This is a genomic window from Streptomyces xanthophaeus, from assembly GCF_000725805.1.
In the GTDB taxonomy this organism is placed as follows: domain Bacteria; phylum Actinomycetota; class Actinomycetes; order Streptomycetales; family Streptomycetaceae; genus Streptomyces; species Streptomyces xanthophaeus.
In genome coordinates, this window is the sequence record NZ_KL647137.1 from 160963 (window position 1) to 186943 (window position 25981).

Annotated in this window: 24 protein-coding genes; 10 read left to right on the forward strand and 14 right to left on the reverse strand. The window is 75.1% G+C overall.

The genetic code is table 11. The features are described from left to right. Position 1 precedes the first annotated feature (1 nt). Both IO30_RS0138605 and IO30_RS0138610 read right to left on the reverse strand, forming a co-directional pair. Positions 2-1270, reverse strand: a complete 1269-nt coding sequence (locus IO30_RS0138605) for a DUF418 domain-containing protein (RefSeq protein ID WP_157853461.1) — start codon at positions 1268-1270, stop codon at positions 2-4. Beyond that, positions 1267-3015, reverse strand: a complete 1749-nt coding sequence (locus IO30_RS0138610) for a VanW family protein (RefSeq protein ID WP_031152069.1) — start codon at positions 3013-3015, stop codon at positions 1267-1269. The genes IO30_RS0138605 and IO30_RS0138610 overlap by 4 nt, the downstream gene beginning before the upstream one ends. Before the next feature lie 222 nt (positions 3016-3237). On the opposite strand from IO30_RS0138610, the gene IO30_RS0138615 reads away from it, so the two are divergent. From IO30_RS0138615 to IO30_RS0138630, 4 genes are all read left to right on the forward strand, one after another. Then, positions 3238-4386 (forward strand): NUDIX domain-containing protein, encoded by a 1149-nt coding sequence (locus IO30_RS0138615; RefSeq protein WP_245234269.1) that lies wholly within the window; start codon positions 3238-3240, stop codon positions 4384-4386. Positions 4387-4480: 94 nt separating this feature from the next. Further along, complete coding sequence (locus IO30_RS0138620; protein WP_037896400.1) at positions 4481-4987, forward strand: SRPBCC family protein; 507 nt, start codon at positions 4481-4483, stop codon at positions 4985-4987. A gap of 226 nt (positions 4988-5213) precedes the next feature. Beyond that, the gene (locus IO30_RS0138625; protein ID WP_237403298.1) at positions 5214-5663 is read left to right on the forward strand and encodes a hypothetical protein; all 450 of its coding nucleotides are present in this window, start codon (positions 5214-5216) and stop codon (positions 5661-5663) included. A gap of 179 nt (positions 5664-5842) precedes the next feature. Next, positions 5843-6781: a class I SAM-dependent methyltransferase gene (locus tag IO30_RS0138630; RefSeq protein WP_031151190.1), complete on the forward strand. Its 939-nt coding sequence runs from the start codon at positions 5843-5845 to the stop codon at positions 6779-6781. Positions 6782-6827: 46 nt separating this feature from the next. Here the strand turns inward: IO30_RS0138630 and IO30_RS0138635 are convergent, their stop codons facing one another. Next, positions 6828-8306, reverse strand: coding sequence for a DEAD/DEAH box helicase (locus tag IO30_RS0138635; RefSeq protein WP_078904939.1), 1479 nt, complete (start codon positions 8304-8306; stop codon positions 6828-6830). Between the two features lie 261 nt (positions 8307-8567). On the opposite strand from IO30_RS0138635, the gene IO30_RS0138640 reads away from it, so the two are divergent. Continuing rightward, a complete protein-coding gene (locus IO30_RS0138640; protein ID WP_031151194.1) occupies positions 8568-8774 on the forward strand; it encodes a cold-shock protein in 207 nt (68 codons plus the stop codon). Positions 8775-8837: 63 nt separating this feature from the next. Here the strand turns inward: IO30_RS0138640 and IO30_RS0138645 are convergent, their stop codons facing one another. The 5 genes from IO30_RS0138645 to IO30_RS0138665 all read right to left on the reverse strand — a co-directional run bounded on the left by IO30_RS0138645 (position 8838) and on the right by IO30_RS0138665 (position 11709). Next, the gene (locus IO30_RS0138645) at positions 8838-9425 is read right to left on the reverse strand and encodes a TetR/AcrR family transcriptional regulator (protein ID WP_031151195.1); all 588 of its coding nucleotides are present in this window, start codon (positions 9423-9425) and stop codon (positions 8838-8840) included. After that, positions 9422-9775 (reverse strand): DUF1304 domain-containing protein, encoded by a 354-nt coding sequence (locus tag IO30_RS0138650; protein WP_031151197.1) that lies wholly within the window; start codon positions 9773-9775, stop codon positions 9422-9424. The genes IO30_RS0138645 and IO30_RS0138650 overlap by 4 nt, the downstream gene beginning before the upstream one ends. A gap of 76 nt (positions 9776-9851) precedes the next feature. Continuing rightward, on the reverse strand, positions 9852-10046 hold the full coding sequence (locus IO30_RS0138655) for a ferredoxin (RefSeq protein ID WP_031151199.1): 195 nt from the start codon (positions 10044-10046) through the stop codon (positions 9852-9854). 20 nt (positions 10047-10066) lie between these two features. After that, positions 10067-11260: a cytochrome P450 gene (locus IO30_RS0138660; RefSeq protein ID WP_031151201.1), complete on the reverse strand. Its 1194-nt coding sequence runs from the start codon at positions 11258-11260 to the stop codon at positions 10067-10069. Between the two features lie 110 nt (positions 11261-11370). Beyond that, a complete protein-coding gene (locus IO30_RS0138665) occupies positions 11371-11709 on the reverse strand; it encodes a thioredoxin family protein (protein WP_031151202.1) in 339 nt (112 codons plus the stop codon). Positions 11710-11813: 104 nt separating this feature from the next. Here IO30_RS0138665 and IO30_RS0138670 point away from each other — a divergent pair, with 104 nt between their 5' ends. Next, positions 11814-12083, forward strand: a complete 270-nt coding sequence (locus IO30_RS0138670; RefSeq protein ID WP_031151204.1) for a hypothetical protein — start codon at positions 11814-11816, stop codon at positions 12081-12083. Positions 12084-12162: 79 nt separating this feature from the next. Here the strand turns inward: IO30_RS0138670 and IO30_RS0138675 are convergent, their stop codons facing one another. Continuing rightward, positions 12163-12540 carry a DoxX family protein gene (locus IO30_RS0138675; RefSeq protein ID WP_031151205.1) on the reverse strand — a complete coding sequence of 126 codons (378 nt, stop codon included), beginning with the start codon at positions 12538-12540 and terminating at the stop codon, positions 12163-12165. Between the two features lie 202 nt (positions 12541-12742). Between IO30_RS0138675 and IO30_RS0138680 the strand changes: the two genes are divergently transcribed. From IO30_RS0138680 to IO30_RS0138690, 3 genes are all read left to right on the forward strand, one after another. Further along, positions 12743-13099, forward strand: a complete 357-nt coding sequence (locus IO30_RS0138680; RefSeq protein ID WP_031151207.1) for a YciI family protein — start codon at positions 12743-12745, stop codon at positions 13097-13099. A 68-nt stretch (positions 13100-13167) separates the two neighbouring features. Beyond that, a complete protein-coding gene (locus tag IO30_RS0138685; RefSeq protein WP_031151209.1) occupies positions 13168-14406 on the forward strand; it encodes an RNA polymerase sigma factor in 1239 nt (412 codons plus the stop codon). 148 nt (positions 14407-14554) lie between these two features. Continuing rightward, positions 14555-15793, forward strand: coding sequence for a S8 family peptidase (locus tag IO30_RS0138690; protein WP_031151210.1), 1239 nt, complete (start codon positions 14555-14557; stop codon positions 15791-15793). Between the two features lie 22 nt (positions 15794-15815). Here the strand turns inward: IO30_RS0138690 and IO30_RS0138695 are convergent, their stop codons facing one another. The 4 genes from IO30_RS0138695 to IO30_RS0138710 form a co-directional block, all read right to left on the reverse strand. Then, a complete protein-coding gene (locus tag IO30_RS0138695) occupies positions 15816-17306 on the reverse strand; it encodes a condensation domain-containing protein (protein WP_051858827.1) in 1491 nt (496 codons plus the stop codon). 130 nt (positions 17307-17436) lie between these two features. Continuing rightward, entirely contained in the window at positions 17437-18405 is a 969-nt protein-coding gene (locus IO30_RS0138700; protein ID WP_031151214.1) for an ABC transporter ATP-binding protein, read from the reverse strand. Next, complete coding sequence (locus tag IO30_RS0138705; protein WP_031151216.1) at positions 18402-21167, reverse strand: hypothetical protein; 2766 nt, start codon at positions 21165-21167, stop codon at positions 18402-18404. The genes IO30_RS0138700 and IO30_RS0138705 overlap by 4 nt, the downstream gene beginning before the upstream one ends. Then, the gene (locus IO30_RS0138710; protein ID WP_031151217.1) at positions 21164-24523 is read right to left on the reverse strand and encodes an FtsX-like permease family protein; all 3360 of its coding nucleotides are present in this window, start codon (positions 24521-24523) and stop codon (positions 21164-21166) included. Before IO30_RS0138710 ends, IO30_RS0138705 begins: the two co-directional genes overlap by 4 nt. 169 nt (positions 24524-24692) lie before the next feature. On the opposite strand from IO30_RS0138710, the gene IO30_RS0138715 reads away from it, so the two are divergent. Beyond that, positions 24693-25421, forward strand: a complete 729-nt coding sequence (locus IO30_RS0138715; RefSeq protein ID WP_031151219.1) for an ABC transporter ATP-binding protein — start codon at positions 24693-24695, stop codon at positions 25419-25421. Here the strand turns inward: IO30_RS0138715 and IO30_RS0138720 are convergent. Then, the gene (locus tag IO30_RS0138720) at positions 25411-25755 is read right to left on the reverse strand and encodes an STAS domain-containing protein (RefSeq protein WP_051902854.1); all 345 of its coding nucleotides are present in this window, start codon (positions 25753-25755) and stop codon (positions 25411-25413) included. The two genes, IO30_RS0138715 and IO30_RS0138720, sit on opposite strands and share 11 nt — an antisense overlap. Positions 25756-25981: the final 226 nt, after the last annotated feature.

Here is a 25981-nt window from a genome sequence, read left to right on the forward strand (position 1 = left end):
TTCAGCCCGCCCGCGGCCGTCCGTACGTGGCCAGCCGCAGGGCGTGTTCCACCGGCCCCCGGCGCAGCGGGCTGTGCGCCCAGGCCCGCTGCCAGGCCCAGGTCAGCCCCAGGGCCGCGGCGCTGAAGAGGATCCAGGCCGACCAGGAGGCGGCGCCGTGGGCCGGACCGGCCAGCACCAGCGCGTGGACCACGTACGCACTCAGCGCCATCGCCCCGAGCAGGGTGAACGGGCGCAGCAGCCGGGCACCGGCGCGGCTGCGGGCCAGGAGGGCGCACAGGCCGATGAGGGCGCAGCCCACGCCCGCGTTGCCGAGCGTCTCCAGGGGCGTCTGGCTGTAGGGGTCGGCCACCAGCAGCCAGTCCCAGGAGGTGCTGGGCACGGCGCCGTACTGCCCGCCCAGCACCGCGCGCACGGGATCGGCTGCGGTCATGGCCTCGGGGTGGTGGACGGCGATCGCCGCCAGCAGCCGTTCCCGCGTGCCGAACAGGTGGGCGGCGACCCAGGCGGAGCCGTACCCGGCGACCGCGGCCGCCGTGCCCCAGGCCGCCATCCGCAGGGCCACCGGCCTCCGTTGCACTGCGCAGAGCCGGGCCAGGGCCATCCCGGCCAGGACGTAGGGGAAGTAGGTGGCCAGCGGGTACGCGCCGGTGAGCAGGAGTGCGCACAGGGCGTCGCCCAGCCCGGCCCAGCTCGTCAGGCCGCTCATCTCCGGGACGAGCCCGCGGCCACCGGCCGCGTACCCGAAGACCGGGCCCAGCAGGAAGGACAGCAGCGGGCCCGCCACCACCGAGACGGCCGCGACGGCGGTCAGCACGGGCGTGGAGAGGCGGGTCAAGGGCTCGGCGGCGAGGAAGTACACGGCGAAGAACGCCAGGATGACCAGGATCCCGGGCCACAGCGAGGCCAGCCACAGGCCGAGCGCGGCCAGGAAGGCGCACCGGGCGAGCAGCGGACGGTACCGCAGGGCCCAGCCGTCGGGCAGCGCGGCCCGGTCGCGGCCGCGCTGGGCCAGGACGAGGGAGAAGCCCGCGAGGAGGGTGAACAGGGCGGGGGCGCGCCCGTCGGCCGCCACCATCAGGTACCCGGCGCCCTGGGGATCGGCGCCCGGCCCGACGTGCACGGCGAACATGCCGAGGACGGCGAGGCCGCGCACCGCATCGACCCCGGCCAGCCGGGCGGTGCCCCCCGTGCTGCCGGCGTTTCCCGAGCCCCCCATGTTCCCCGTGCCGTTCTTGCGGTCCTCGCCGCCCGGGCCGTCCGTTCTCACGCGCCGCACTTCACGCTGTCGCGCGGCGTGTAGCGGGTCTTCATCGTCTCCCGCTTGATCTCCGTGCCGCCCTGGACGAAGACCCGGTCGACGGCCACGTCGAAGCCCTCCAGCGGGGACTGCGGTTCGCACTTCGGGCCGCTGCCCGTGCGGGTGGCCGGCTGCTTGACGTTGGTCCGCGGGCCCTGGGTGGCGCGTATCTCCTCGTACTTCTTCGTCCCGAGGAAGGTGATCGTGACGGCGGTGTCACTGGCCTCGGCCTGGATGTAGAGGGCCTTGCCCGAGTCGTTGGCGAAGCGCAGGTCCAGGCTGCCCCAGGCGACGGTGGCCTCGCGGCCCTCCGGGTAGCGCTCGATGTAGAAGGAGTGGGCGCCGTACTCGACGGGTTTGACGCCCGCGAAGAACATCGCGTTGAAGACGGTGGTCGCGACGGCCGACACCCCGCCGCCGGAGGCCTTCTCGTACTGCCCGTTGTTGATGATCAGGCCGTCGACGAAGCCGTTCTCCTTCGTGCGCTCGCCGACCGTGCTGTTGAAGCTCCACGTCTGGTCGGGCAGCACCAGGGAGCCGTTGATCAGCTCCGCGGCCCGGCCGATGTTGGTGGTGCGGTAGGCGGCCGGTTCGTACCTGACGGTGAAGGAGGACACCTTCTCCTTGATGCCGAGCTGCTGGACCGTGTCCCGGGTGAGCCGGGGCTGTACGGCCTCGGTGGCGACCTCGCCGGTACGCGCGGCCGCGCCGGACCCGGTCAGCAGCGGCAGGACGGCGTCGCCCAGGGTGCGTTCGGTGACCTGGCGGCCGGCCCGGCCCTCCTCGGCGACGGTGACCGCGCCCGCGGCGTCGACCGCGAGCCGCGCCTCGGCCGGGCCGGGCACCGCCTGGCGCAGCGGTCCGGCGAGGGCGGGGTCGGCGAGCAGGGCCTTGGCGTCGAGCGCAGGGACCAGGCGGCCCCCGCCGTCGTCCTTCACGGCCAGGTGCCGGGAGAGGACGGCGGGGGCGACGGATATCCGTTTGCCCGCGGCGGTCAGGGTCACCGGGGCCGAGACGGCGGGCTCGGCGAACTCCTTCAGGGCGCGGTCCGTCTCCTGCTGCCCGATCTTCGGCTCGGTCCGCCGAACGGGCAGGCCGAGGGGCTCACCGGCCGGCTGCGGGTAGGCCGCGCGCAGGGCCCCCAGGGAAGCGTCGACGTCGAGGGCGACCCCGGTGACCGGGGGGACCGCCTTGGCCTTGCCCTTCTCGAAGGCGACGCCCCCTTCGCGGGCCTCCTGCCCGGTCTTGTCCGCCACGGTGTCCAGTGCGGAGCGGGCCGCCTTCTCGTCGAGGCGGACCACCGGAGCCAGGTCGGGGTCACCGGAGCCGAAGAGCCGGCCGATGACGGTGAGGGGGCCGGAGCCCGCACGCGCGGCGCGCTCGGCGGTCCCGGCGGTGTCCAGGGACAGGCCGAGGGTGGCTGCGGGGACCTGCTCGGTGCGGTCGCCGACGCGCAGCGGGACCGGGGCCGCTGCGGCCGGGCCGAGCTCGCGGTCCAGGACCCGGCGGGCCTCCGCCCGGCTCAGCCCGCCTATGTCGACGCCGCGCACCTTGGTTCCCGGGGCGACGTCCTCCCCGGTCAGGAGCAGTCCGGCGGCGTACAGCCCGCCGAAGCCGAGGATCGCGGCCCCGCCGGCCAGACCCGCCAGACCCGGGACGGTCCACCGCTTTCCTCCGGTGGCCGCACGGGTGCCCGTACGGGAAGCGCGTCGCATGGCGGGGGTCTCTCCTCGGTCCGGTGACGTGGTCGGACCGGCGGCTTTTCCGGCCGCCAGCCCGCATGCGGAACGTATCAAGGAATACATAACCAGGTAATAAGGAGGTATAGGGGCGGCAAAGAAGGGTCGGCGGGCGCGGGCGGCGGGGGCGCCGTAACCAGGGGGCCGCCCCCGCTGTTGCACAGGCGGCGGGTCCACCCACGGTGAACGGAGTTCCGAATGCCGCAGCTGACCGACGAGACCGCGACCGACGAGGCCGTGGCCGAAGTCTCCGTGGCCGAAGGGCCCGCGGGGGCGGTGCCCGCAGGGGAGCCGCCCGCGCCGGAGGGGTCCGCCGGGCAGCGGCCGGCCGGGACGTGGATGACCCCGCAGGCTTACGGGGCCTCGCGTGCCGGGTTCTGGGCCGCCTCCGTCGTCCTGGTCACCGATGCCGACGGCCGCGTGCTGGTCCAGAGCGTCGACTACCGCACCGACCGGCTGCTGCCCGGCGGGGCGATGGACCGGGGAGAGGCCCCCAGCTCCGCGGCGGCCCGCGAGGTGCGCGAGGAACTGGGCATCGACGGCCACTACCCGCGCGGCCTCGCCGTGGACTGGATCGCCGCCGACACCCCCGGCTTCCCGCCCGAGATGCGCTTCCCCGGCGAGATCCTGCACGTCTACGACGGCGGCACCTGGAGCCCCGAGCGGATCGCCGCCGTCCGGCTCCCGGCCCAGGAGATCACCGGCATCGACTTCGCCGAGCCCGCTGACCTGCCCGCCCTGATGGACGCGGGCGACGCCCGCCGCACCCTGTCGGCGCTGCGCGCGCGCATCAACGGCGCGGGCCCCGCCCTCCTGGAGGGCGGCCGCCCCACCGCGCCCACCGCCCTGGACCGGCTCGGCGTGCTGCGCCCCCGCCGCACCGCACAGCGCGGCGCCTGGCACCCCGGCCCGGTCCCGGCCCGGCTGCCGGTCGGGGAACGCTCGGGCTGGCTGTTCGCCCCCGACGGCCGCGTCCTGGTGCTGGTCGCCCGGGCCACGGGCGCCGTCCACCTGCCCTCCCCGGCGGCGGGCCCGGTCTCGGGGGCGTTCCCGCTCGGCTACCGCTGCGCCGACCGGGCCGCCCGTGCCGGTACCGAGGCGGACCACGCCCGTACCGATGCCGTCCACGCCCGTACCGCGGCCCGCCTGACCTCGGTGCCCGCGGCCGCGGACCCGGCGTACGCGCGGCTGCTGGCCACGCCGGAGCAGGTCCGCGAGCTCAGCGACTGGGGCCCGGCCGGTCACCACGAGCTCGCGGCCGTGCACGCGGCCCGCGGGCACCTGTCGCTGCCCGCCCCCGTCCGTACGCCGCCCACCGAGCTGCCCGCGGAGGGCACCCGCTGGTGAGGGGCGCGGCAGGGGGCTACGGCCCTCTGCCGGTGATCACGGCGTGCGGGGCGAAATCCGGCATACGCGGCATGCGGTCCCGCAGCATGGGGCCATGAGCGACAGCGCGATCACCTACACCCTGTACATCCAGGCCGACCCCGCCCGGGTCTGGCAGGCCCTCACCGAGCCCGCCCTCACCCGGCGGTACTGGGGTCTGAGCTTCGAGACCGACTGGGCGGTGGGCTCGACGATGGACTGGGTCGAGCGCGGGGCCCGCACCAGCGATCCCGCGCAGGTGGTCCTCGACTGCGTTCCGGACCGCCGGCTCTCCTACACGTGGCACACCTTCTCCCCGGAGTGGGCGGCCTCCGTCGGGGTCGGCGAGGAGCTGCGGGCCGCGCTGGCGGGGGAGCGGCGCACCAAGGTCACCTACGAGATCGAGCCGGTCGGCGACACCCTCGCACGGCTGACCATCCTCCACGAGGACTTCGAACCCGGCGGCACGCTGATCGGCATGTGCGGGCGGGCCTGGCCGATGCTCGCCTCCAGCCTCAAGACGCTCCTGGAGACGGGGGCCCCGCTGCCCGAGCCCGGGCACGGGACGGGGCAGGAGCTTTGACGCGACCCTGACCACCACCCTGACCGCCACCCGTTCACGGACATCGTGTGGAATGGGTGTCATGGGGAGCGGGAACGACAGACAGCGGCCGTCCGCCGCCGGCCGGGAGGCCGGGCCGGCGGCCCGGCCCGGAGGGCTGCCGGGAAGGCGGGGCCCGGCGGCGCCCGGGAGTGCGGCGCCCTCCGAGCACTGGCGATACGCCCGCCACCTGGAGTCCCTGGCCGCGGTGGCGGGCCGAACGGGAAAGGGCGGGGACAGCGGGGAGGCCGAGGTGGTCGCCGCCGTCCTGCGCGACCCCGACCCGGTGATGGCGGAGAGCGCCGTGGTCACCCACCTCGACCGCCGGGCCGCACGGCTGCTCGCCGACGAGGGGTTCCCCGCCTGGGCCCGGGCCATGACCCCCGTCCTGGCCGGGCGGGCGTTCCCGGAGCGCAGGCTGCGCGAGTGGAAGCTGCTCAAGGCCATCACCCGGGGCGAGCCCTGGTCCGCGGCCGCGCTCACCGCCGCCTCCGACTGGTGCCAGCGCACCGCCGCCCAGTCGCTGACCTCGTACGAGGCCCTGAGCCTGCTGGCGGAAGCCGCCCGCACCCGCCGCGTGCGCAACGCCGCCGCCGAACGGCTGCGCCGGCGGGCCGCAGGGAACGGCCCAGCGCCGGGTCCCGTACGCCCGTACTGACGTGAGGCGGGCATCCCGGACGTAAGGTGGTAAAACGGCTGGAACGGGAAAGGGCGGGTGCTGATTCCACGCATACCGCGCCGGAGTCTCGTCACAGGGCCGTACGGGCCTTAGGGTGCCGTTTACCCGGCCGGGTGTCCGTGTTGAGCCGCTCCCGTTCCGCTGGAGGATGACGCTCCGTGTCACATGTTTCACAGGCTCCCGTCACCACCCCCGAGGGTGAGCCGACCCCGTCCGTCCCCGCCGCGTACAGCGCGGTCGAAGGCTGGTTCTCCGCATCCGACCAGGTGCTCTTCGACTGGTTCCTCACGCATCAGGACACCGGCGACCCGCTGGCGGGCGATCTCCTGGAACTCGGTGCGTTCATGGGGAAGAGCGCCATCTTCCTCGGCGGCCACCTGCGGCCGGGGGAGGAGTTCACCGTCTGCGACCTCTTCGGCTCGCCCGTGACGGACGAATCGAACCTCGCCGAGACGCAGGGTTCGTACCCCACGCTCACGCGCCGCGGCTTCGAGACGAACTACCTCGCCTTCCACCCGGCCCTGCCGACCCTCATCCAGGCCCCCACCTCCGTGGTCGCCGACCGGGTCCGCCCCAAGAGCTGCCGCTTCGTCCACATCGACGCCTCCCACCTGTACGAGCACGTGGTGACGGACATCGAGACCTCGCGGACCGTGACGGCCCCCGGAGGGGTCGTGGCCTTCGACGACTACCGGTCCGAGCACTGCCCCGGGGTCGCGGCCGCCGTCTGGGCCGCCGTGGTGGGCGGTGATCTGCACCCGATCTGCGTGTCGGCCTCCAAGCTCTACGCCACCTGGGACGACCCCGCGCCCTACCAGAAGGCGCTCCAGGCCTGGCTGGAGGGCCGCAGCGACCTCTGGCACGGCACCGACACCGTCGCGGGACGTCCCCTGGTCCGCATCGGCGACCAAGGTGCCGTGGTGCCCGCGCCGCCGCCGCTGCTGCACCCCGCGCCCGCGGCGCCGCCCGCGCGGCCGGCCCCGGTCCCCGTGCGCAGGCCCGCCGCCAGGTGGCGCAGGCTCGCCAAGGACCTGCTGCCCCCCGTCGTCACCCGTGCGATCGTCGCCCGGAACAAGCGGCGGCGCGCCCGCGGCTGACCGGCGTACCCGCAGGCCCCCGCATCGGGGGGCCTGCGTCCGCGCGTCAGATGCCCCGGCGCACGCGGGCGGCGCGGCGGGCCTCGGCAGTCTGCCGGGCCTCCGCCGTCTTGCGGGACTCCTTGCCCCGGCCCGTCCGCCCGGGGCGGGTGCCCATGCCCCGGAAGCCGAGCTCCGTACCGGAGGGCTTGCCCTTGGCATCGGTGGGCGCCGAGCCCGCCAGAGGCACCCCGGAGGGGGCCTTCGCGCCGGTGATCCGGCTCAGCGCCGCCTCTCCGGAGCGCACCTGGGTGATCGTCGGCCGGATCCGGGCGTCGGCCATCAGCCGCACCATGTCCCGGCGCTGGTTCGGGGTGACCAGGGTGACGACCCGGCCGGACTCGCCGGCCCGCGCGGTGCGGCCGCCACGGTGCAGGTAGTCCTTGCTGTCGGCCGGCGGGTCCACGTTGACCACGAGGTCGAGGTCGTCGATGTGGATGCCGCGGGCCGCGACGTTGGTGGCGACCAGTACGCCCACCGCGCCGGTCTTGAACTGCGCGAGCGTCCGCGTGCGCTGCGGCTGCGACTTGCCGCTGTGCAGCCCCTCCGCCCGGACGCCCATGGCCCGCAGGTGCTTCACGAACTGGTCGACCCCGTGCTTGGTGTCCAGGAACATCAGCACCCGGCCCTCGCGGGCCGCGATCTCGGTGGCCGCGGAGATCTTGTCGGCCGCGTGGATGTGCAGCACGTGGTGGTCCATCGTGGTCACCGCGCCCGCCTGCGGGTCGACGGAGTGCGCCACCGGGTCGCTCAGGTAGGTGCGGACCAGCTGGTCCACGTTGCGGTCCAGGGTGGCCGAGAACAGCATCCGCTGGCCCGCGTGGTGCACCTGGTCGAGGATCTCGGTGACCTGCGGCATGAAGCCCATGTCGCACATCTGGTCGGCCTCGTCGAGGACCGCGATCCGCACCCGCTCCAGGTGCACGTCACGCCGTCCGATCAGGTCGCTGAGGCGGCCCGGGGTGGCCACCACGACCTCGGCGCCGGTGCGCAGCGCGCTGACCTGCCGGCCGATGGACAGCCCGCCGACCACCGTGGCCATCCGCAGCTCCAGGGCCTCGGCGTACGGGGTCAGTGCCTCGGTCACCTGCTGAGCCAGCTCGCGCGTCGGTACGAGGACCAGCGCCAGCGGACGCTTGGGGTCGGCCTTCTGTCCCGCCGTGCGGGCCAGCATGGCCAGGCCGAAGGCGAGGGTCTTGCCGGAGCCGGTCTGCGCGCGGCCGAGGACGTCCCGGCCGGCCAGCGCGTTGGGCAGCGTGGCCGCCTGGATGGGGAAGGGGGTCTCCACGGCCAGCTCGGCCAACTTCGACACCAGCTCCTGGGGCAGGTCGAGCTCGGAGAACGAAGCCACCGGCGGCAGGGCCGGGTTCTTCGGCTCGTGCATCGTGAACTCACCCTGCGGTCCGATGCTGCGGGGGGTCTTGCCGCCGTGCTTGGCGCCCCCCGTCTTCACACCGAAGCGCCCATGAGCTGACGGGTTCTTCATGCAGAACCTTTCGAAGCGATAACAAGATGGTCAACCGCCCATGGTACCAGCGGGGGCCCTGCCCGCGCCGATCCCGTCACGCCTGCCCGGAGGGGCCGCCGCGGGCGCTGCTCCCCCGAATCGCGGACGGCGCGGTCAGAAGTTCGAATGTCCGGTACACCCCGGTTGGCCGCGTTGAGGGTGTGGTGCGCGGGACGGTCGGGCAGGATCGAGACGGCCGCGTGTGCGGCCCGCAGTGGAACGTTGAGAAGGATCAGCCAGATGGCAACAGGCATCGTGAAGTGGTTCAACTCGGAGAAGGGCTTCGGCTTCATCCAGCAGGACGACGGCGGCCCCGACGTGTTCGTGCACTTCTCCGCCATCGAGACGACCGGCTTCAAGTCGCTCGAGGAGAACGCGAAGGTCGAGTACAACGTCACCCAAGGCCCCAAGGGTCCCCAGGCCGAGCGGGTGGTACCCCTCTCGTAGCACCACTTCACGAGCCGTGCCCGTGATGTGAGCCCCGCCGGGTCCGCCCGGCGGGGCTTTCGCCTACACGGCCCGGTGCAGGGCGATCAGGAGTCGCCAGAGGTGGCCGGCCAGGGTGTCCGGATCCGCCGGGACCCGGTCGTGGAGCCAGTCGGCGAGGACGCCGGTGAAGGCGGCGGCGACGGCCGAGGCGACGAGGTCGGGGTACGGGGCCCCCGCCGCCTCGCGTTCGGCGCGGGCGCGTTCGCGCAGCTCCCGGCCCAGGCGGTCGCCGAGGGGGCCGGAGCCGCCCGGCAGCAGCAGGGTGCGGTACAGGGGAGCCCGGTCGGCCGCTCCGGCGAGGAACAGGGCCAGGGCCGCCGGGGGCCGGGCCGGAGGCGGCGCCCCGGGCTCCGTCTGCCAGGCGTGCAGGGCGTCCACGGCCGCGTGCACCACATCGGCGCAGGCGTCCACGGCCAGCGCGGTCAGGTCCTCGTAGTGCAGGTAGAAGGTGGCGCGCCCGACCCCGGCCCGGCGGACCACCGCAGAGACGCCCACCTCGGCGAGCGGACGGCCCGCGCACTCGGCGAGCAGGCTCTCGCGGAGCCGGGCCTTGGTGCGCGCGGTCCGCGGGTCTTCCGGGCGCGTGCCCCGCGGGTCCTGCGGACTCATGCGGCCAGCAGCGCCGCGCCGAGGGCCAGGGCGCCGGGCAGGGCCTGGGCGAAGAGGATCCGGCGGTTGGCGGTCGCGGCCCCGTACACCCCGGCGACGATCACGCAGACGAGGAAGAAGACCTGCGTGGCGAGCGAGTCGATGACGAGCGACCAGACCAGGCCGGCGGCGAGGAAGCCGTTGTACAGGCCCTGGTTGGCGGCGAGGGGTGCCGTGAGGCGGGCGGTGTCCGCGTCGAAGCCGGACAGCGCGCGGCCGGGCGGGCGCTGCCACAGGAACATCTCCAGCACCAGGAAGTACGCGTGCAGGGCGGCGACGACGCCGATGAGGACCTGAGCGACGGTGTGCACGGCCGGCTCCACTTCTCGGAGGACTTGACTTCCTGGACAACTGTACAGGAAGTCAAGTCCTCTGCCGCGGGGCCGGTCAGGCCGGCCGGACCGAGATGGCGGAGACCGGACAGGCCCGCGCCGCCTCGCGGACCAGCGCGCTGCCGCCTCCGTCCGCCCGGCCCGGCAGCACCTCGCCGAGGCCGTCGTCGTCCTGGGTGAAGACCTCCGGCGCCGTCAGGGCGCACTGGCCCGCGCCGATGCAGACGCCGGTGTCGATGTCGATGCGCACGGGGCCGGCCGGCACGCCCCTCACCACGCCACGGGGAGTTCGATCAGGCCCTGGACGGTGTCCCCGGGCTTGAAGGGGATCCGGTCCGGCTCGGCCGCCAGCCGGAGCCCCGGCAGCCGCTCGAACAGCGTGCCCAGCGCGATCTCCAGCTCGGCGCGGGCCAGGTTCTGGCCCAGGCACTGGTGGATGCCGAAGCCGAAGGCCACGTGGTGGCGGGCGGGCCGGTGCCAGTCCAGCACGTCCGGCTCGGCGAACACGGACCCGTCGCGGTTGATGACGGAGGTGGAGAAGACCACCCCGTCGTCCCGGCGGACCGTCACCCCGCCGACCTCGATGTCCTCGGTGGCCACCCGTAGCATCCCGTCCGCGATCGACAGGAAGCGCATCAGCTCCTCCACCGCCCCCGACATCAGGGACGGGTCCGCGCGGAGCTCGGCCAGCTGCTCGGGGTGCCGCAGCAGGGTGAACGTACCGAGGGAGATCATGTTCGCCGTGGTCTCGTGCCCCGCGACCAGCAGGATCGTGGCGAGGGAGACGAGCTCCTCGACGTCGATCTCACCGGTCTCCAGCCGCTGCTCGACGAGCTCGTCGAGCAGTCCGTCGCCCGGGGTGCGGCGCTTGAGCGCGATCAGGTCCCGGAAGTAGGCGTGGAGTTGCCGCAGGGCCTCCTCCACGTCGGAGGCCTCCGGCCCGCGCAGCAGCCGGCGCGACTGGCTTTCGAAGAACTCGTGGTCCTCGTACGGGACCCCGAGCAGGGCGCAGATCACCATCGAGGGCACCGGCAGGGCGAAGTCGCCCACCAGCTCCGCCGACGGGCCCTTCGCGACCATGGCGTCGATCAGCCGGTCCACGGTCTGCTGGATCTGCGGCCGCAGGGCGGCGGTGCGCTTCAGGGTGAAGCGGGGGATCAGCATCCGGCGCTGGACGTTGTGCGCGGGATCGTCGACGCCGAGCAGCGCGGGGCGCAGGGTGCCCAGCGCCCTGGACCGCTCGGTGGGCCGAGGGAACGCCGCGTTCAGCCGGTCCGACGAGAGCCGGCCGTCGCAGAGCAGGGCCCGGGCCTCGGAGTGGCCGGTGACCACCCACACGGAGCGCCCGTCGAAGAGGGAGACGCGGGTGAGCGGGCGCCCCTCCCGCAGGGGCTCGTAGGCGGCCGGGGGGTGGTAGGGACAGGTCCGGTCCTGGGGGAAGGTAAGGGCAGCGGCTTCTGACATGTCGCACCTCGCACGTGCTGGTTCCGTCTTGCCGGACTCCATTACATGCCTGAGGCACCTATCTCATCTATGTCAGTTCCGGCCAGATCGCCCGGGTTCGCCCGAAGGGCTCAGAGACGGGCGTCGAGGAACTCCCGGAACTCCTCGCGCGTCATCGGCCCCTCCTGGGAGGCCACCGCCTCGCCGTCCATGAGGAGCACCGCAGTCGGGGCGCCGGTCACGGCGTACCGCCTGGTCGGCCCGGGGCAGCGGGTCATGTCGGTGCGCACGGCGGTGAACCGGGTGCCGTACTCCTCGGCCAGCTCCGCCACCACCGCGTCCATGGCGCGGCACGCCTCCAGGGCCTTGGGCCAGGACCCGCAGAAGTAGGCGAGGACCGGGCCCGGCGCCATGGCGAGGATGAAGTCGAACTCCTGGTCCTCCAGAGGCTGGTGTACCCGTCGTGCCATGCGTGGTGCTCCTCGTTCGTACGTCCCGCGGATCGGGAGGCGGTCTCCATCATCGCCGCTCCGCCGCAGGTCCCGTTGTCAGTGGTGGCTGGGAAGCTGGGTCCATGGACGACAGGATGCTGCGGCGCCGGGTCTACGGCGCCGACCACGAAGACCCCGACCCCGGCCCGCGCCCCGGCCACGTCTACGGCGAACTCGTGGGCGGGCCCCTGGACGGGCTCCTCCTGGACATCACCGGCTGGAGCGCGCCCCAGCTCGCCGAAGAGGCCCGACTCCCCACGGAGATAGGGCGCTACGGAGCGGGCGGCCGCGCCCACTACCGGCGCCGCGCGGCCGATCCGGGCCGCTGGGACTGGGCGGGGGACAGCCGCTGAACGGCAGGGCCCCCGGTCCGCCGACGTGTGACCGGGGGCCCCGTACCGCTCTTCCGGCGCAGGGCCCGGTCCGGATGCATCAGCGGGCGGCGGCCGCGCGGCTCACCCGATGGGCCCACACCACCAGCGGCACCTGCAGCGGCAGCCGGCCCAGTGCCGCCGCCCGTACGGCGGGGGAGCGGCGCCGGGCGTCGACGGCCATCTTCACGTTCGCCGGGAAGACGCCGACGAAGAAGGCGGCGGCGGCCAGCGCCGCGACGCGGCGGGTCCGCGGATGGGCGACCCCGGCGGCGAGCGCGAGCTCGGCCACGCCGCTCGCGTACGTCCACTGCCGTGGGCTGCCCGGCAGCGAGCGCGGCACGGTCGCGTCGAACTGCCTGGGCGCCACGGCGTGCGCGACCGCGCCTGCGGCCAGCAGGCCCGCGAGCAGCAGGGGGGAAGAGGGGACGCGCGACATGGAGGTTCCTCTCGGGCGGCGGCCTGGGACCGCAGATCCTACTCGCGGGTAAGGGTGGTGGGCGGGCCGGGGGACGACGCACCGGTGGCCGCCCCGGAAAAATCTCTGAAGAATTTCCTGGGAGCTGTCGATCCGGCCGTCTCCCGTTCGACGCAGGGGTGAGAGCAGGGAAAGCCCCCGCCCTCCCGACCGAGGAGTCACCATGCCGCGCTTCCTGACGATGATCCGCATCGACGAGCAGAACCTGCCCACCGAGGGCTTCCCCGCCGACTTCGAGGAGCGCATGGGCGCCCTCCTGGAGGAGATCACCAAGGCCGGGGTCATGCTCGACACCGCCGGCCTGCTGCCCACCTCCGAGGCCACCCGCCTCAGCTGGTCCGGCGGGAAGATCAGCTACACCGACGGCCCCTTCACCGAGACCAAGGAGGTCGTGGGCGGCTACTCCCTGTCCCAGTGCAAGGACAAGGCCGAGGCGATCGAGTGGACCAAGCGGTTCCTGGAGATCCACCCGGCGCACTGGAACGTGAGCGCCGAGGTGCGAGAGATCCAGGAGATGTGATCCCGCGCGGCCCGCGCCGCGTTTGCCCTGCCCGGTCACGGCTGCTCTGATGGGTGGCCGTGACGGCAGTGAGTACGGCCCAGGCGGTCGAAGCGGTGTTCAGGATCGAGTCGGCGCGGATCATCGCCGGTGTCACCCGCATCGTGCGGGACGTCGGCATCGCCGAGGAGATCGCGCAGGACGCCCTCGTCGCCGCGCTCGAACAGTGGCCGCGCGAGGGGGTCCCGGACCGGCCGGGCGCCTGGCTCATGACCACCGCCAAGCACCGCGCGATCGACCTCGTCCGCCGCAAGGAGACCTACGCGCGCAAGCTCGCCGAGGTCGGCCGGACCCTTGAGGACGTGCAGCCGCCCGCCGAGCCGCCGGACCCGGACGACATCGACGACGACCTGCTCCGGCTGATCTTCACCGCGTGCCATCCGGTGCTGGCCACCGAGGCCCGGATCGCCCTCACCCTGCGCCTGGTGGGCGGACTGACCACCCAGGAGATCGCCCGCGCCTTCCTCGCGTCGGAACCCACCGTCGCCCAGCGCATCGTCCGCGCGAAGCGGAGCCTGGCCGCGGCCGCGGTGCCGTTCGAGGTCCCGTACGGAGCCGACCGCGAGGCGCGGCTCGCCTCCGTCCTCGAAGTGATCTACCTCGTCTTCAACGAGGGCTACTCCGCCACCGCCGGCGACGACCTCGTGCGCCCGGCCCTGTGCGAGGACGCCCTGCGGCTGGCCCGGGTCCTGGCCGCCCTCGTCCCCGAGGAGCCCGAGGCCCACGGGCTCGCCGCACTCCTGGAGTTCCAGGCCTCCCGGATCGCCACCCGCACCGGACCCGACGGGGAACCCGTCCTGCTCGCCGACCAGAACCGGGCCCGGTGGAACCGCCTGCTCATCCACCGGGGCGTGGAAGCCCTGCAGCACGCGGGAAGCGGCCCGTACTCCGTGCAGGCGGCCATCGCGGGCTGCCACGCGGCCGCCGTCCGCTACGAGGACACCGACTGGTCCACGATCGCCGTGCTCTACGGACGCCTCGTGCAGCTCGTCCCCTCACCGGTGGTGGAGCTCAACCGGGCGGTCGCCGTCTCGATGGCCGAGGGCCCGGCGGCGGCCCTGCCGCTGGTCGACGCCCTCGCGGAGGAACCCGTCCTGCGCACCTACCACTTGCTGCCGAGCGTACGGGGGGACCTGCTGGAGCGGCTCGGCCGCCCGGCGGAGGCCCGCGCCGAGTTCGAACGGGCGGCGGCGCTGACCCGCAACGCTCAGGAACGCGCCCTGCTCCTGCGCCGTGCGGCCGGGACCGAGGCAGGGACCGCGACCTGAACCGCCCCGGGGCCCGGCGCGCCCCGACAACGGCCGGACAACGGCCGGAACCGGACCGGCCGGGAGGGCGCTCTTGTGCCCGCGCACCGGCCGGTGCACCCTGGCGAGCCCCCACACCCGGTCGACGAAAGGTCCAGGTGCACCGGAGATGAACGCCCCCAGACACGGCCGCCGCCTGCTCGTGTCCGCCGCCCTGCTCGCCGCCGCCACCCTCCCCTTCGGCCCGACGGCCGCCGCCGAACCCGCGCCCGCAGGGGAGTTACAGCTCGCGGGCCCCACCGAGACCGCGGTCCCCGACAGCTGGATCGTGGTCCTCAAGGAGCCCGCCGCGAACCGGTCGGTCCACGAACTGCTCGCCCGGGCGGACGGCGCCCGGCTCGGCCACGTGTACCGGTCCGCACTCCACGGCTTCTCCGCGCGGATGAGCCGCGCCCAGGCGGCCCGGCTGGCCGCCGACCCGCGCGTGGCCCGGGTCCACCAGGACACCCGGATCACCCTGGAGGACCCGGCCCGGCCGGCCCCGGCCGGGCTCACGCCGACGGCGACCCAGCCCGACGCCCCCTGGGGCCTGGACCGGATCGACCAGCGCCTGCTGCCGCTGTCCACCACGTACACCTACCGGACCACCGCCGCGGCCGTCCGCGTGTACGTGATCGACACCGGTCTGCGCACCACCCACACCGAGTTCGGCGGCCGGGCCTCCGTCGGGACCGACACCGTGGGCGACGGCCAGAACGGCAACGACTGCCACGGCCACGGCACCCACGTCGGCGGGATCGTCGCGGGCCGCACCTACGGAGTCGCCAAGGAGGCACGGCCGGTGGCCGTACGCGTCCTCAACTGCCAGGGCTCCGCCAGTACGTCCGGCGTCATCGCCGGCGTCGACTGGGTGACGGCGAACGCGGTCCGCCCCGCCGTCGCGAACATGAGCCTGGGCGGCGGCGTCAGCACCGCCCTCGACGCGGCCGTACGGGGCTCCATCCGCGCCGGGATCACCTACACCGCCTCGGCGGGCAGCTCAGGACGGCCCGACGGGGCCTGCTCCACCTCGCCCGTCCGGCTGCCCGAGATCATCGGAGTCGGAGCCAGCGACAGCCAGGACCGCCGGGCGTCCTCCTCCAACTACGGCAACTGCGTGACCCTGTTCGCGCCCGGGGTGGGGATCCCCTCCGCCTGGAAGGACGGCGACACCGCCACCGCCACCCTCAGCGGCACCTCGGCGGCGACCGCGCACACGGCCGGCGCCGCGGCCCTGCACCTCGCCCTGCACCCGGCGGCCACCCCCGGCCAGGTGAAGCAGGCCCTGGTCGCGGGCGCCACGACCGGCGTCCTGCAGGGCACCCCGCCGGTCGCGCCCGACCGCCTGCTCCACACCCTCTACCGGTAGCGGTAGCGGTACCGGATCCTGCTCAGCGCGGGCGGGCGAACGCCGCCACGTCGAGCGGGGTCCGGACGGGCCGCCGGGGCGGGGTCAGCGCGATGGGCCGGCGGAAGCCGCCGGAGCGCGCGATCTCCTGGACCGTCCCGCGCAGGGCGTCCTGGAAGTCGCCCATGGTGCGGCGGGCCGCCTGCGTGTCGACGTAGATGGAGTTCATGTGCAGGCCGTCCGCGTCCCGCTGGAACCAGGAACAGGCCCCGTTGGCGCGCGCCGACCACACGTGGGACGCGGGCTGCCACTCCTCGTGGCGCTCGGCGCCCCGGCACTTGCGCATGTCGATGTACGAGAAGAAGTTCACCGGGTAGGGCCAGGAGCGGGCGGCGAACTCGGCGGGCGCCAGCAGCTCCCAGGCCCGGACGAACGGCACGTCGATGTGGCCGATCATCTCCGTGAACCCCGCACGGACCGCGGCCATCACCTGGGCGAAGTCCCGTCCGGGGGAGGCGTCGAACTCGATGGGCATGGTGTTCACGAACCAGCCCACCGAGTCCGTCCAGGTCCCCCGGCCGCGCTCGCTGACCGGCATGAACCCGCGGTAGACCCCCGGGCCCCCCGCCTCGCGCAGACAGACGGCGACGGCGGCGAGCACCCCCATGAACGGCTTGCCGTCCACCGTCAGGCAGGCCTTCTCGAACACCTCCGCCTCGGCCGCGTCCAGCAGCATGGAGGCCTCGTTGACGATCGGGTACATCCGCTCCGGCTCGACACCGAGGTCGAGCGGGAAGCGGGGGAAGAACTCCCCGCCGCGCGCGATGAACTCCTTCCAGTAGTCCAGGCGTTCGTCACTCGCGTCGATGGACAGGTACCGGCTGCGCTGTTCCTCGGCGAAGTCGAGGTAGCTCGGAGCCGGGGGCAGCACGGCGTCCTCGCCGCGGCACAGGGCCTCGTACGCGGTCAGCACCTCGTGGACCACGATCGGCATCGACATGCCGTCGCACACGATGTGGTCGAAGGCGAGGTAGACCGTCGCCGAGTCCTCGCGCACGACCGCGCCCATGATGAACAGCGGCCAGGAGAGGGTGTCGATGCTGCGCCGGAACCGTTCGGCGAGGAAGCCGCCGAGGCGCTCCGAGGTCTCGTAGGTGCCCACCTGCTGTGCTTCCAGGCTGAGTCCGGCCGGGTCGAAGGGCTCGCAGGCCAGCTCGCCGGCCAGACGGCGGAACGCGCAGCGCAGCACCTCGTGGCGCTGGACGAACGAGAGCAGGGCCCGGGACAGGGCCGCCTCGTCCAGCGGGCCGCTCACCTCGAAGGTGACCGCGACCCACGAGGCGACGGGGTCGTCGGCGGCCCGGCTCTCCTCGGCGACGGTGAAGTGCTTCTCCTGGTTGAAGGAGGCCCTCCTGCCGGACTCGTCGCACGGTCCTTCCGCCTCCGCCTCGGCTTCCGCCGCCGTGGACCGCAAGCGCCACTCGACCACCCGACCGGGTGCCACGTGGTGCATCTCCAGAGGAAACTGCCGCATACCGTCATCCCTTCGCCCCCCGAGTCAACCCCCAGGCCCTAACGACCTCCGGCCCGGGGAGGTGACGGAACACGGGCGACCGGACACGACACCCCTGCGCGCCCAGCGCGTCCTGCACGCCGAGAACGTCCTACGCGTCCTGAGTGTCCGCATCGTCGCGGCGGACCTCGATGCGGTCGGCGGCGAGGTCGACCGCCACGCGGTGCTCCATGCCCAGGGCCTCCAGGAACTTCTGCGGCAGCTGGACCCGCCCGGTGCGGTCCAGCATCACGTACTCGCGCTCGCTCACCGACTCCGCGCCGTGCTCGTCGGTGACGGTGCGGCGCAGGACCTCGCTGCTGGTGCGGCCGTCGCGGATGGCCACGGTGCGGCGGACCTCGCCCGCGACGAGCGGGTCGTGGGTCACGATGACCACGGTGGCCCCGAGTTCCCGGTTCACGGTGCGGAAGGCCTCGAAGATCGCGGAGCCGGTCTCGGAGTCCAGCTCGCCGGTCGGCTCGTCCGCGAGCAGGACCGCCGGGTCGTTGGCCATGGCCACGGCGATGGCGACGCGCTGCTGCTGCCCGCCCGAGAGCTCGGCCGGCCGACGGCCCGCGAGGTCGGGTATCTCCAGGGCCTCCAGCAGCTCGGCGACCCGCTGCGCCCGGCGACCGGCCGCGCCCCGGGAGCCGCGGCCCCGCAACTGCATCGGCAGGGCGATGTTCTGAGCTGCCGTCAGGAACGGCAGGAGGTTGCGGGCCGTCTGCTGCCACACGAAGCCCACGGCCTCGCGCCGGTAGCGCAGCCGGTCCTTGGCGGACATCTCCAGCAGGTCGTAGCCGCCGACGGTGGCCTTGCCCGCCGTGGGGACGTCCAGGCCCGCCAGGATGTTCAGGAGGGTGGACTTGCCGCTGCCGGAGGCGCCGACCAGGGCCACCAGATCACCTTGGGCGACGGTCAGTTCGAGTCCCTGCAGGGCCTGCACCTCGACCCCGTCGGTGCTGAAGATCCGCACCAGGCGGTCGCAGACGATGGCCGTGCCCGCCCCGGCGGTACGGGGCCCGGCGGCGGCCAGGGCCTGCTGCCGCAACTCTTCGAAGGTCGGCTGGTCGGTGTTCACCGCTGGTCTCCCGCTCTCAACTCGGTCGTGATCTGTCGCCTGCCCGATATCGCCGCCTCCGCGAGGACGGCCGCGGCGACCAGCCCCGCCAGACCGAGCGCCTGGGCGAGCACCGGCCCTGCGTCGAGCCGTAGCCCCACCGGCACCTTGGCGCCGACCAGCGCGGACAGGTCCACGGCCGGGCCGAGCAGCGTCACGGCCGCGCCCGCGACCAGAGCGCCGCCACAGGCGGCGACCAGGGCCTGAGGCAGCGCCTCGGCCAGGATCAGGGCGAGGCCCTGCCGGGGACGCAGGCCCATGGTGCGCAGCCGCGCCAGCAGTGCGGCCCGTTCGGGCGCCGCGCGGACGAGGGTGAGCAGGACGGCCAGGAGGGCGAAGCCCGCGGCCCCCGCCACGGCCGCCCAGAACAGCCGGGCCGCCGAGTGCTGGAGGGGGTCGGCGGCGAGCTGCGCGACGGAGTCGGCGCTGGTCTTGACCCGGTGCTGGTCGGCCGTGCCGGGCGCCGCGGTGGCGCGCACCGCCTCCGCCAGCCGCTCCCCGTCGACCCGGCCGGTCGCGAACCACCGGTTGGGCAGGGCGGCCTGGGAGACGGCGGCGGTGGCGGGCCCGGCGGGGAGCACGACCACGGAGCCGCCCGTGCCCTGCAGGGCGGGTGTGCCCTCGACGACGGCGGCGGCCCGGACCTTCAGCTCCGCGCTGCCGATGCGCAGTTCGAAGGTGTCGGCGGTGGCCCGCGCGGCGAGTTCGCCGCTGAACAGGGCGGGTACGGGGGTTCCGGGTGCGCCGACGGCGAGTGCGTCCGCGTCGAACCGGCCGCGTCCGACGGTCCGGGCCAGTTCCGCGTACGCCACCGGGTCGGCCACGACGACCGTCACCCGGGTGGAACCCTCCTTGGTGCCGAAGAGGAACGAGTAGTCGTCCGTCCACACCGGGACCGCAGTCCGTACGCCGGGCAGTGCTCCGGCGGCGCGGACCAGCTCCGGTGCGAGCGAGGCGCCCGCGGGCGCCGCGATCTGGGCGTCGCCCCCGACCTCGTGCCGGACCGCCTTCAGCCGGGCGGCGTCCACCGAGCCCAGCACCGTGGCCCCGAACCCGCCCGTGGTGACGGCGAGCAGCAGGGCGACCAGCGGCAGCACCGACGGGCGGGTCCGGCGGCCGGTGCCCCGGGCGGCGCGGGCCAGTCCGAGGAAGCCGACCAGGCCCGGCCCCCGGCCCGCGGCCCGGGCCAGTGCGCCGACGAGGGCGGGCAGCAGCCGGGCCAGGACCAGCCCGCCGGACAGGGCCAGCAGCAGAGGGGCGGCGACCAGCAGGGGGTCCACTCCGCCCCCGTCCGGGGCGACCCCGCGGCGGCGGACCTCGAACACGGCGGCGGCGGTGGCGGTCAGGACGAGCAGTTCGGCGACGAGCCGGCGCCGCGGGCCGGGGCTGCGCGGCAGGGACAGCAGGACGGCGGCCCGTACGGGGAAGGCCAGCAGGGCCAGCAGCGTGACGGCCGCGGCCGCGGTCAGGGAGGCCGTCAGGCGCGGTGTGGGCACCAGCAGTACGGCGAGCCAGGTGGCCAGCGCGGACGCCGGGAGGACGGTGACGGCGCCCTCACCGAGCAGGCGGCGCACGAGGGAGCGGCGCGAGCCTCCGCGGGCGAGCAGCAGCCGCAGCTCGGCCTCGCGGCGGTCCCCGGCGAGACCGGCGGCGAGGCAGAAGACCACGAGGGCCACTCCGGCGACTCCGGCCGGGCCGACCGCGGCGAGCGGCGCGGCGGTCCGGCGGCGGGCCTCGGCCTGTTTGAACAGTTCGGGCAGCCGGGAGTTGATCCGCAGGTCGGGCCGGTGGGCGGCGCGCGTCAGTTCGGCCGAGGTGGGACCGGCCACGTAGGCGGCGATCTCCCGGGCGACGGCGGGCAGCCGGTCCGCCCGCAGGACGTCCGTGTCCACCGGCAGCCGCCAGAAGTCCTCGGCGCCCTCGCCCCAGAAGGCGAGCGGGTCGAGGGCGTCCGGGCCGACGACGGCGGCGGTCTCCCAGAAGCGCTGGGGAGGGACCGAGCCGGTGGTGCTCTCACAGGCCTTGGTCAGACAGGGCAGGCCGGTCCAGTAGACGTCGGCCCGGTCGGTGGCGTCGTACAGGCCGACGACCTCGGCGCGGGCCGTGCCGAGGCTGTTGGGCGCGGAATCCAGGACCGTGCCGAGGGGGATCCCGAGGGACTCCGACGCGCTGCGGGACAGCGCAACCGGAACCGGGACATCCGGGTTCTCGGCGTCCGGGCCGCTGCCGCCCGGCCAGCGCCCGGCCACGAGGGATGCGTGCGCGGCCACTTCGGGCAGGTGCACGAGATGGAGCCGTGGGTCGACCCCGTCGGGCCGGGGCAGCCCGGGGTTGGCGAGGCCGCGCGGTTTCACCCCGACGGAGCCGTGCACCGGACCGCTCGCGGCGAGCCGGAAGGCTCCGCCGGTACGGGAGCGCAGCGTGTCCAGTACGGAGTCCAGCTTCTGCGGGCTCTGCTGTCCGTAGCGGGCGGGCGCGGTGGCGAGCAGGCTCGTCGGGCCGGGGCCGCGGTCGTGCAGGAAGGAGCGCAGGGCCTGGTCGGAGGCCTGGTCCGCAGCGCGCGGCAGGGCCGCCGCCAGCAGGACGGCGACGAAGGCGAGGGCCGCGCCGAGCAGCGCGGTCAGCGGAGCGGCGCGCAGCCGGGTCCGCACCCACGGGGCGGGGCGGTGCCCGGCCGGACGCGGTCCGCGCCCCTCGGCGGCGCTCGGACGGGGGCGGGTCACATCTCCTCCAGACGCCGCAGCCGGGCACCGGCGCCCCGGACGGACCGGTCGCCCCGTGCGCCGGCGACGGCCGACAGCAGCGGCACCGCGGCGATCGCCGCGGCCAACAGCAGGGTCCGGCCGCCCGGCAGGTCCACCAGCACCGGGGGAACCGGCGGGCGTGCGGCGGGCGTCAGCACCAGCAGCGGCACCACCAGGTGCACGATGGCTGCGCCCAGCCCCACCCCCACGGCGGTCCCGAGCCCCACCAGCAGGCAGCTCTCTGCGGCGGCCGTCCGGACGAGGCTGCGGCGCGGTGCGCCCAGGGCCAGCAGGACCGCGAACTCCCGTGCCCGCTCCCGCCGGGCCGCGGCGGCGCAGGCCCCGAAGCCGATGGCGGCGAGCAGCGCGCTGGCCACGGCGAGGGCGGCGAGCGCGCTCTGCGGGCCCGCGCTCAGCGGATCGTCCAGCAGCCCGGCGGCCACCTCCTCGCGGACCTCGACGTGCTGGGCGCCAGCTCCTGCGCGCAGCTCGGCGGCGGCCCGCGCGGGGGCGGGGTCGTCGGCGGAGGCCGCGGGCAGCCACCATTCGGCGGCGGCGGGCAGGTCCCGGCCCCCGTCGGCGGCCAGCAGCCGCCCGGCAGCGCCCAGGTCGACGACCAGCGCGGTGTCCCCGGCCACGGGCAGCGATCCGACGGCCGCGGTGATCCGCACCTGCACGGTGGCGCCGCCCAGGGGCACCGGGACCAGGTCGCCGACAGCCGCCCCGACGGCGGCCAGGTAGCGGCGGGTCGCGACGCCGGGGATCTCGGCCGCGGGCGCGGCGCCGGGCAGCAGCCCGATCCGGACGCCGCCGAGGGTGTCGGCGCCGCCGCGGTAGCGCAGCCGCAGCAGGGCCGGGCCGTCCTGGCCGGCCGGCAGCAGTTCGGCGACGGGGGTGCCGCTGGTCAGGGCCGGGGTGTTCAGGCTCCAGGGCCGGGCTTCGCCGGGCAGGGGCACGGGGCGGGCCTCGCCGTCCGGGGCGTCGGCGACCGCGAACCGGCGTACGGTCAGCTCCCCGGCCGCGTCGGGGCCGCCGGGCCCGGGGTTCTCCGTGCCGTACGAGAACAGCAGTCCCGCCACGCTCAGCGGTGCGGCCGCGGATCCGACGGGGGCGCCGGCCAGCGCGTCCACGTCCACGGAAACGGCGCCGTCCCCCGATGAGGGCAGCTGGAGCATCGGCGTCCGGTAGGTCAGGCCGAACCGGTCGCGCAGCAGCAGCCCCAGGCCGGCGCGGCCGCCGTCCTTCGGCGCCCGTACCGACACCTCGACGTCGATGCGCCGCGGGACGCCGGGCAGCGCGATGCCGTGCGGGTCCGGCGCATCGGCCGTGGTGCCCGCGGCGGCGCCGGATGCGGTGGCGGATGCGGTGCCGGCTCCGGCGAGGGGTGCGAACAGGTCCCGTACGGGCCGCCCGTCCCGCAGGTCGGCCCGCAGCGGCACCCGCTCGGCCGCCGCGGCGGCGTCGAGCGCGAGCACCTGGGCGGCCCGCCCGCCCGGCAGCTCCTGCTTCGTCCGGACCACCGGGATCAGCCGCTCGCCGCCGGGCAGCGCCGCGTAACGGCCGCCCCGGCCCAGCGCGGTGAGCTCGCTGCCGGAGATCCGCAGGCCTCCGGCGGTGGCGAAGTCGGCCTGGTCCCGCTGGGAGGCGGACCAGGCGGTGTGCTGTCCGAGCGCCAGCACCCCGCTGGACACGGCGAGCACGAGCAACAGGACCGGTCCGGTGGCCCGTCCGGGACGGCGGGCCAGCTGCCAGCCGACGAGGGCCGGGCCGAGCGCGCGGCCGCGGGCGGCCATCCGTCCGCCCAGCCGCGCGGCGAACGGCAGCAGCCGCAGCACGAGCAGGGTGCCCGCGCACAGGGCCAGGGTCGGCGCCGCGACCAGGACGGGGTCGACGCCGGAGCCGTGGGCGGCCTCGCCCGCGGCCCCGGATCCGGCGCCGTCCCCGCTGTAGCGCGCGAGTTGCTGGTAGGCGAGGACGGCGAGTGCCACCAGCGCCAGGTCCACCCCGGAACGGGCGGCTCCCGCCACGAGCGCCTGCCGGCGCCCGCTGTGGCGCAGGGCAGCGGCCCCCGCGCCGCGCAGCACGGCCGGAAGCGCCGTCAGCAGGACGCAGCCCAGGGCGCAGAGGGCGGCCACCGGCCACAGCAGCCAGGTCCCGGAGGTGTCCAGCGGGATGCGGGCGAGCGGCCCGAACCCGGCCAGCAGACCCGTCAGGGGAGGTGCGAGCAGCGGTGCGAGGAGCGCTGCGGGCAGCGCCAGCAGCAGGGACTCGGCGGCGCCGAGGGCGCCGAGCCGGGGCCGGGAGGCACCCCGGGCGGTGAGCAGGACGCGTTCGCCCTCCTGCCGGTCGGTCAGCAGGCGGGAGACCAGCAGCAGCGCGGCCGAGGCCAGGACGGCCAGCTGGAGCGCACCGACCAGCAGGGTCGACCGGGCGACGGCCTGGCCCGAGCGCAGCTCCCCGAGGAGAGCGTCCAGTTCGGTCTTCACCTGGAACCCGGCCGGGACCTTCAGCTCCGGGCTGCGCGAGCCGGGCGCGAGTCCGGCCGCGCGGACGCGGATCTCCTCGGCCCCGGAGACCCGCACCGAGGAGAAGTCGGCGCCGAGCTGCCAGCCGCGGCTCTCCTGCGGGACCCCTCCGGCGGTGAAGGCGCTGTCGTCGACGAGCAGCGGTCCGTAGGTGGTGAAGCTGGCGACCTGCATCTCGCGGCCCCCCAGCGGGTCGAGCCGCCAGTACGGGTCCTCGGCGTCGGCCGCCTGGTAGACGCCGGTGACCAGCACGGTGAGCGGGGCTCCGCCGTACCGGTCCTCCAGGCGCACCTCGGCGGGCAGCGCGGCCTCCGTCAGCCCCAGCCGGACCAGAGCGGCCCGCGGTACGGCCACGCCCGGCCGGGCCCCGCCGCCCGCGGCGCCGTCCGGACCGCCGGCCGCCTGCGGCCACTGCCCCGCGAGCAGCCGTACGCGCTCCCGGTCGAGGGAGGCCAGCAGGGTCAGGTCGGCGGCGTCCTTGCCGGGGGAGGGCCGGCCGGGCAGCGCGTAGGGACGGCTGCGCGCCAGGGTCTCGACGCCGGTGGGCAGCGGTGCGAACAGCTCGTCCGCGAAGGTCCGTACGGTGCGGTCGTCCTCGGGGCGCGAGGACGCCGTGCGGTCCGCGGTGAGCAGGACCGCGGTGCGCTCGCGGCCCGGACCGCGCAGAGCCTCGCGGAGACCGGCCTCGCCCACGCCGCGCGTGAAGGCGAACAGCGCGGTGAGCACCGTCGTGGTGATCAGAACCGTGAGCAGTACGGCGGCCGCGAGCGGCAGACGCCCGCGCAGCCGACGCACGACGAAGCCGAGCATGTGCCTGTTCCTCCCCCGTCCGGACCATCGGCACCGGATAGCGGACGATGCTGTCATATTCGAACAGGCTGTGGAAGGGACTTGCGCGAATGATGTGACAGGTGAGCAAATGCGAAAAGAAGGCGTCCCAGGCGGCGCCCACCGGCCGATTCCAGGGGGAGCCCACAGCATGACGCAGCACCAGGACAGCCCCGCCGCACCCATGGTGGTGGTGGACGACGTCCACCGCAGCTTCGGCAGCGGCGCGCAGGCCGTGCACGCGCTGCGCGGTGTGTCGTTCGCGGTGCGCCGGGGGGAACTCACCGCCCTCAAGGGCCGGTCCGGCTCCGGCAAGACCACCCTGCTCAACCTCGTCGGCGGCCTCGACACCCCGACCTCCGGCACGGTGTCCGTCGACGGCACCGACCTGGCCGGCCTGGACGAGTCCGGACTGCTGGCGCTGCGCCGGGACCGGATCGGCTTCGTCTTCCAGTCCTTCGGACTGATCCCCGTCCTGACCGCCGCCGAGAACGTGGGCGTCCCCATGCGGCTGCGGGGGCTCCCGGCCGCACAGCGCGAGGAACGGGCCCGCACCCTGCTCGCCCTGGTGGGCCTGGCCGAACACGCGGGCCAGCGCCCCGGCGAACTCTCCGGCGGACAACAGCAGCGCGTGGCCGTGGCCCGCGCCCTGGCCAACGAACCCGACCTGATCATCGCGGACGAACCGACGGGCCAGCTCGACTCCGAGACGGGCCGCTCGATCATGCAACTGCTGCGCGCGGTGGTGCGCAGTGAGGGCGTCACCGCGCTGGTGGCCACCCACGACCCGGCCCTGATCGAGCTGGCGGACCGGGTCGTGGAGCTGCGTGACGGTCACATCGTCGACGAGCACCGGGTGGACGGGGCGGCTATCCGCTGAACGGGCCCCCCGGGACCGGGTGCCGTACGCGGGCCGCGGTGGTCAGCAGGAGGCGGACGGACCGGGAGACGGTGGCCAGTTCTACCCGGCCCCCGCCCCGGGCCCACTGGTCCAGTGCGTGGAGCAGGGCCGAGTCGCAGAAGGTGACCAGCGCCGTGTCGAGGACGAGGCGGCGGGCTCCGCGGTCGGCTCCTTCCCCGAGGAGCCGGCGCAGTGGGGCGGAGGTGTAGTGGTCGAACTCCCCGGCCAGGCTCAGGGCGAGGACGCCGCCCTGGAGCGTGGCCCGTATGCGGGGGAGAGGGTCGGGACCGCAATCCGCCGTGACTTCGGCCAAGGACCCCGGCGGAGCGGCGTCACAGGACAGGGCCGGAAGGTCCGCGGGGGCGTCTGCCGGGGCGTGTATCGGGGCGTTTATCGGAGTGCGCATGACCCCTGCAACGGACCGCGCCCCAGGTGGGAAGCGGAGGGACCCGGTCTTTCACCCGCGCGGGCCGCAGCACTGAGCCGTTCCGGCGATCTTCGTCCTTCCCCCGTGGCGCGGGTGCGCGTCCCTCGTCCGC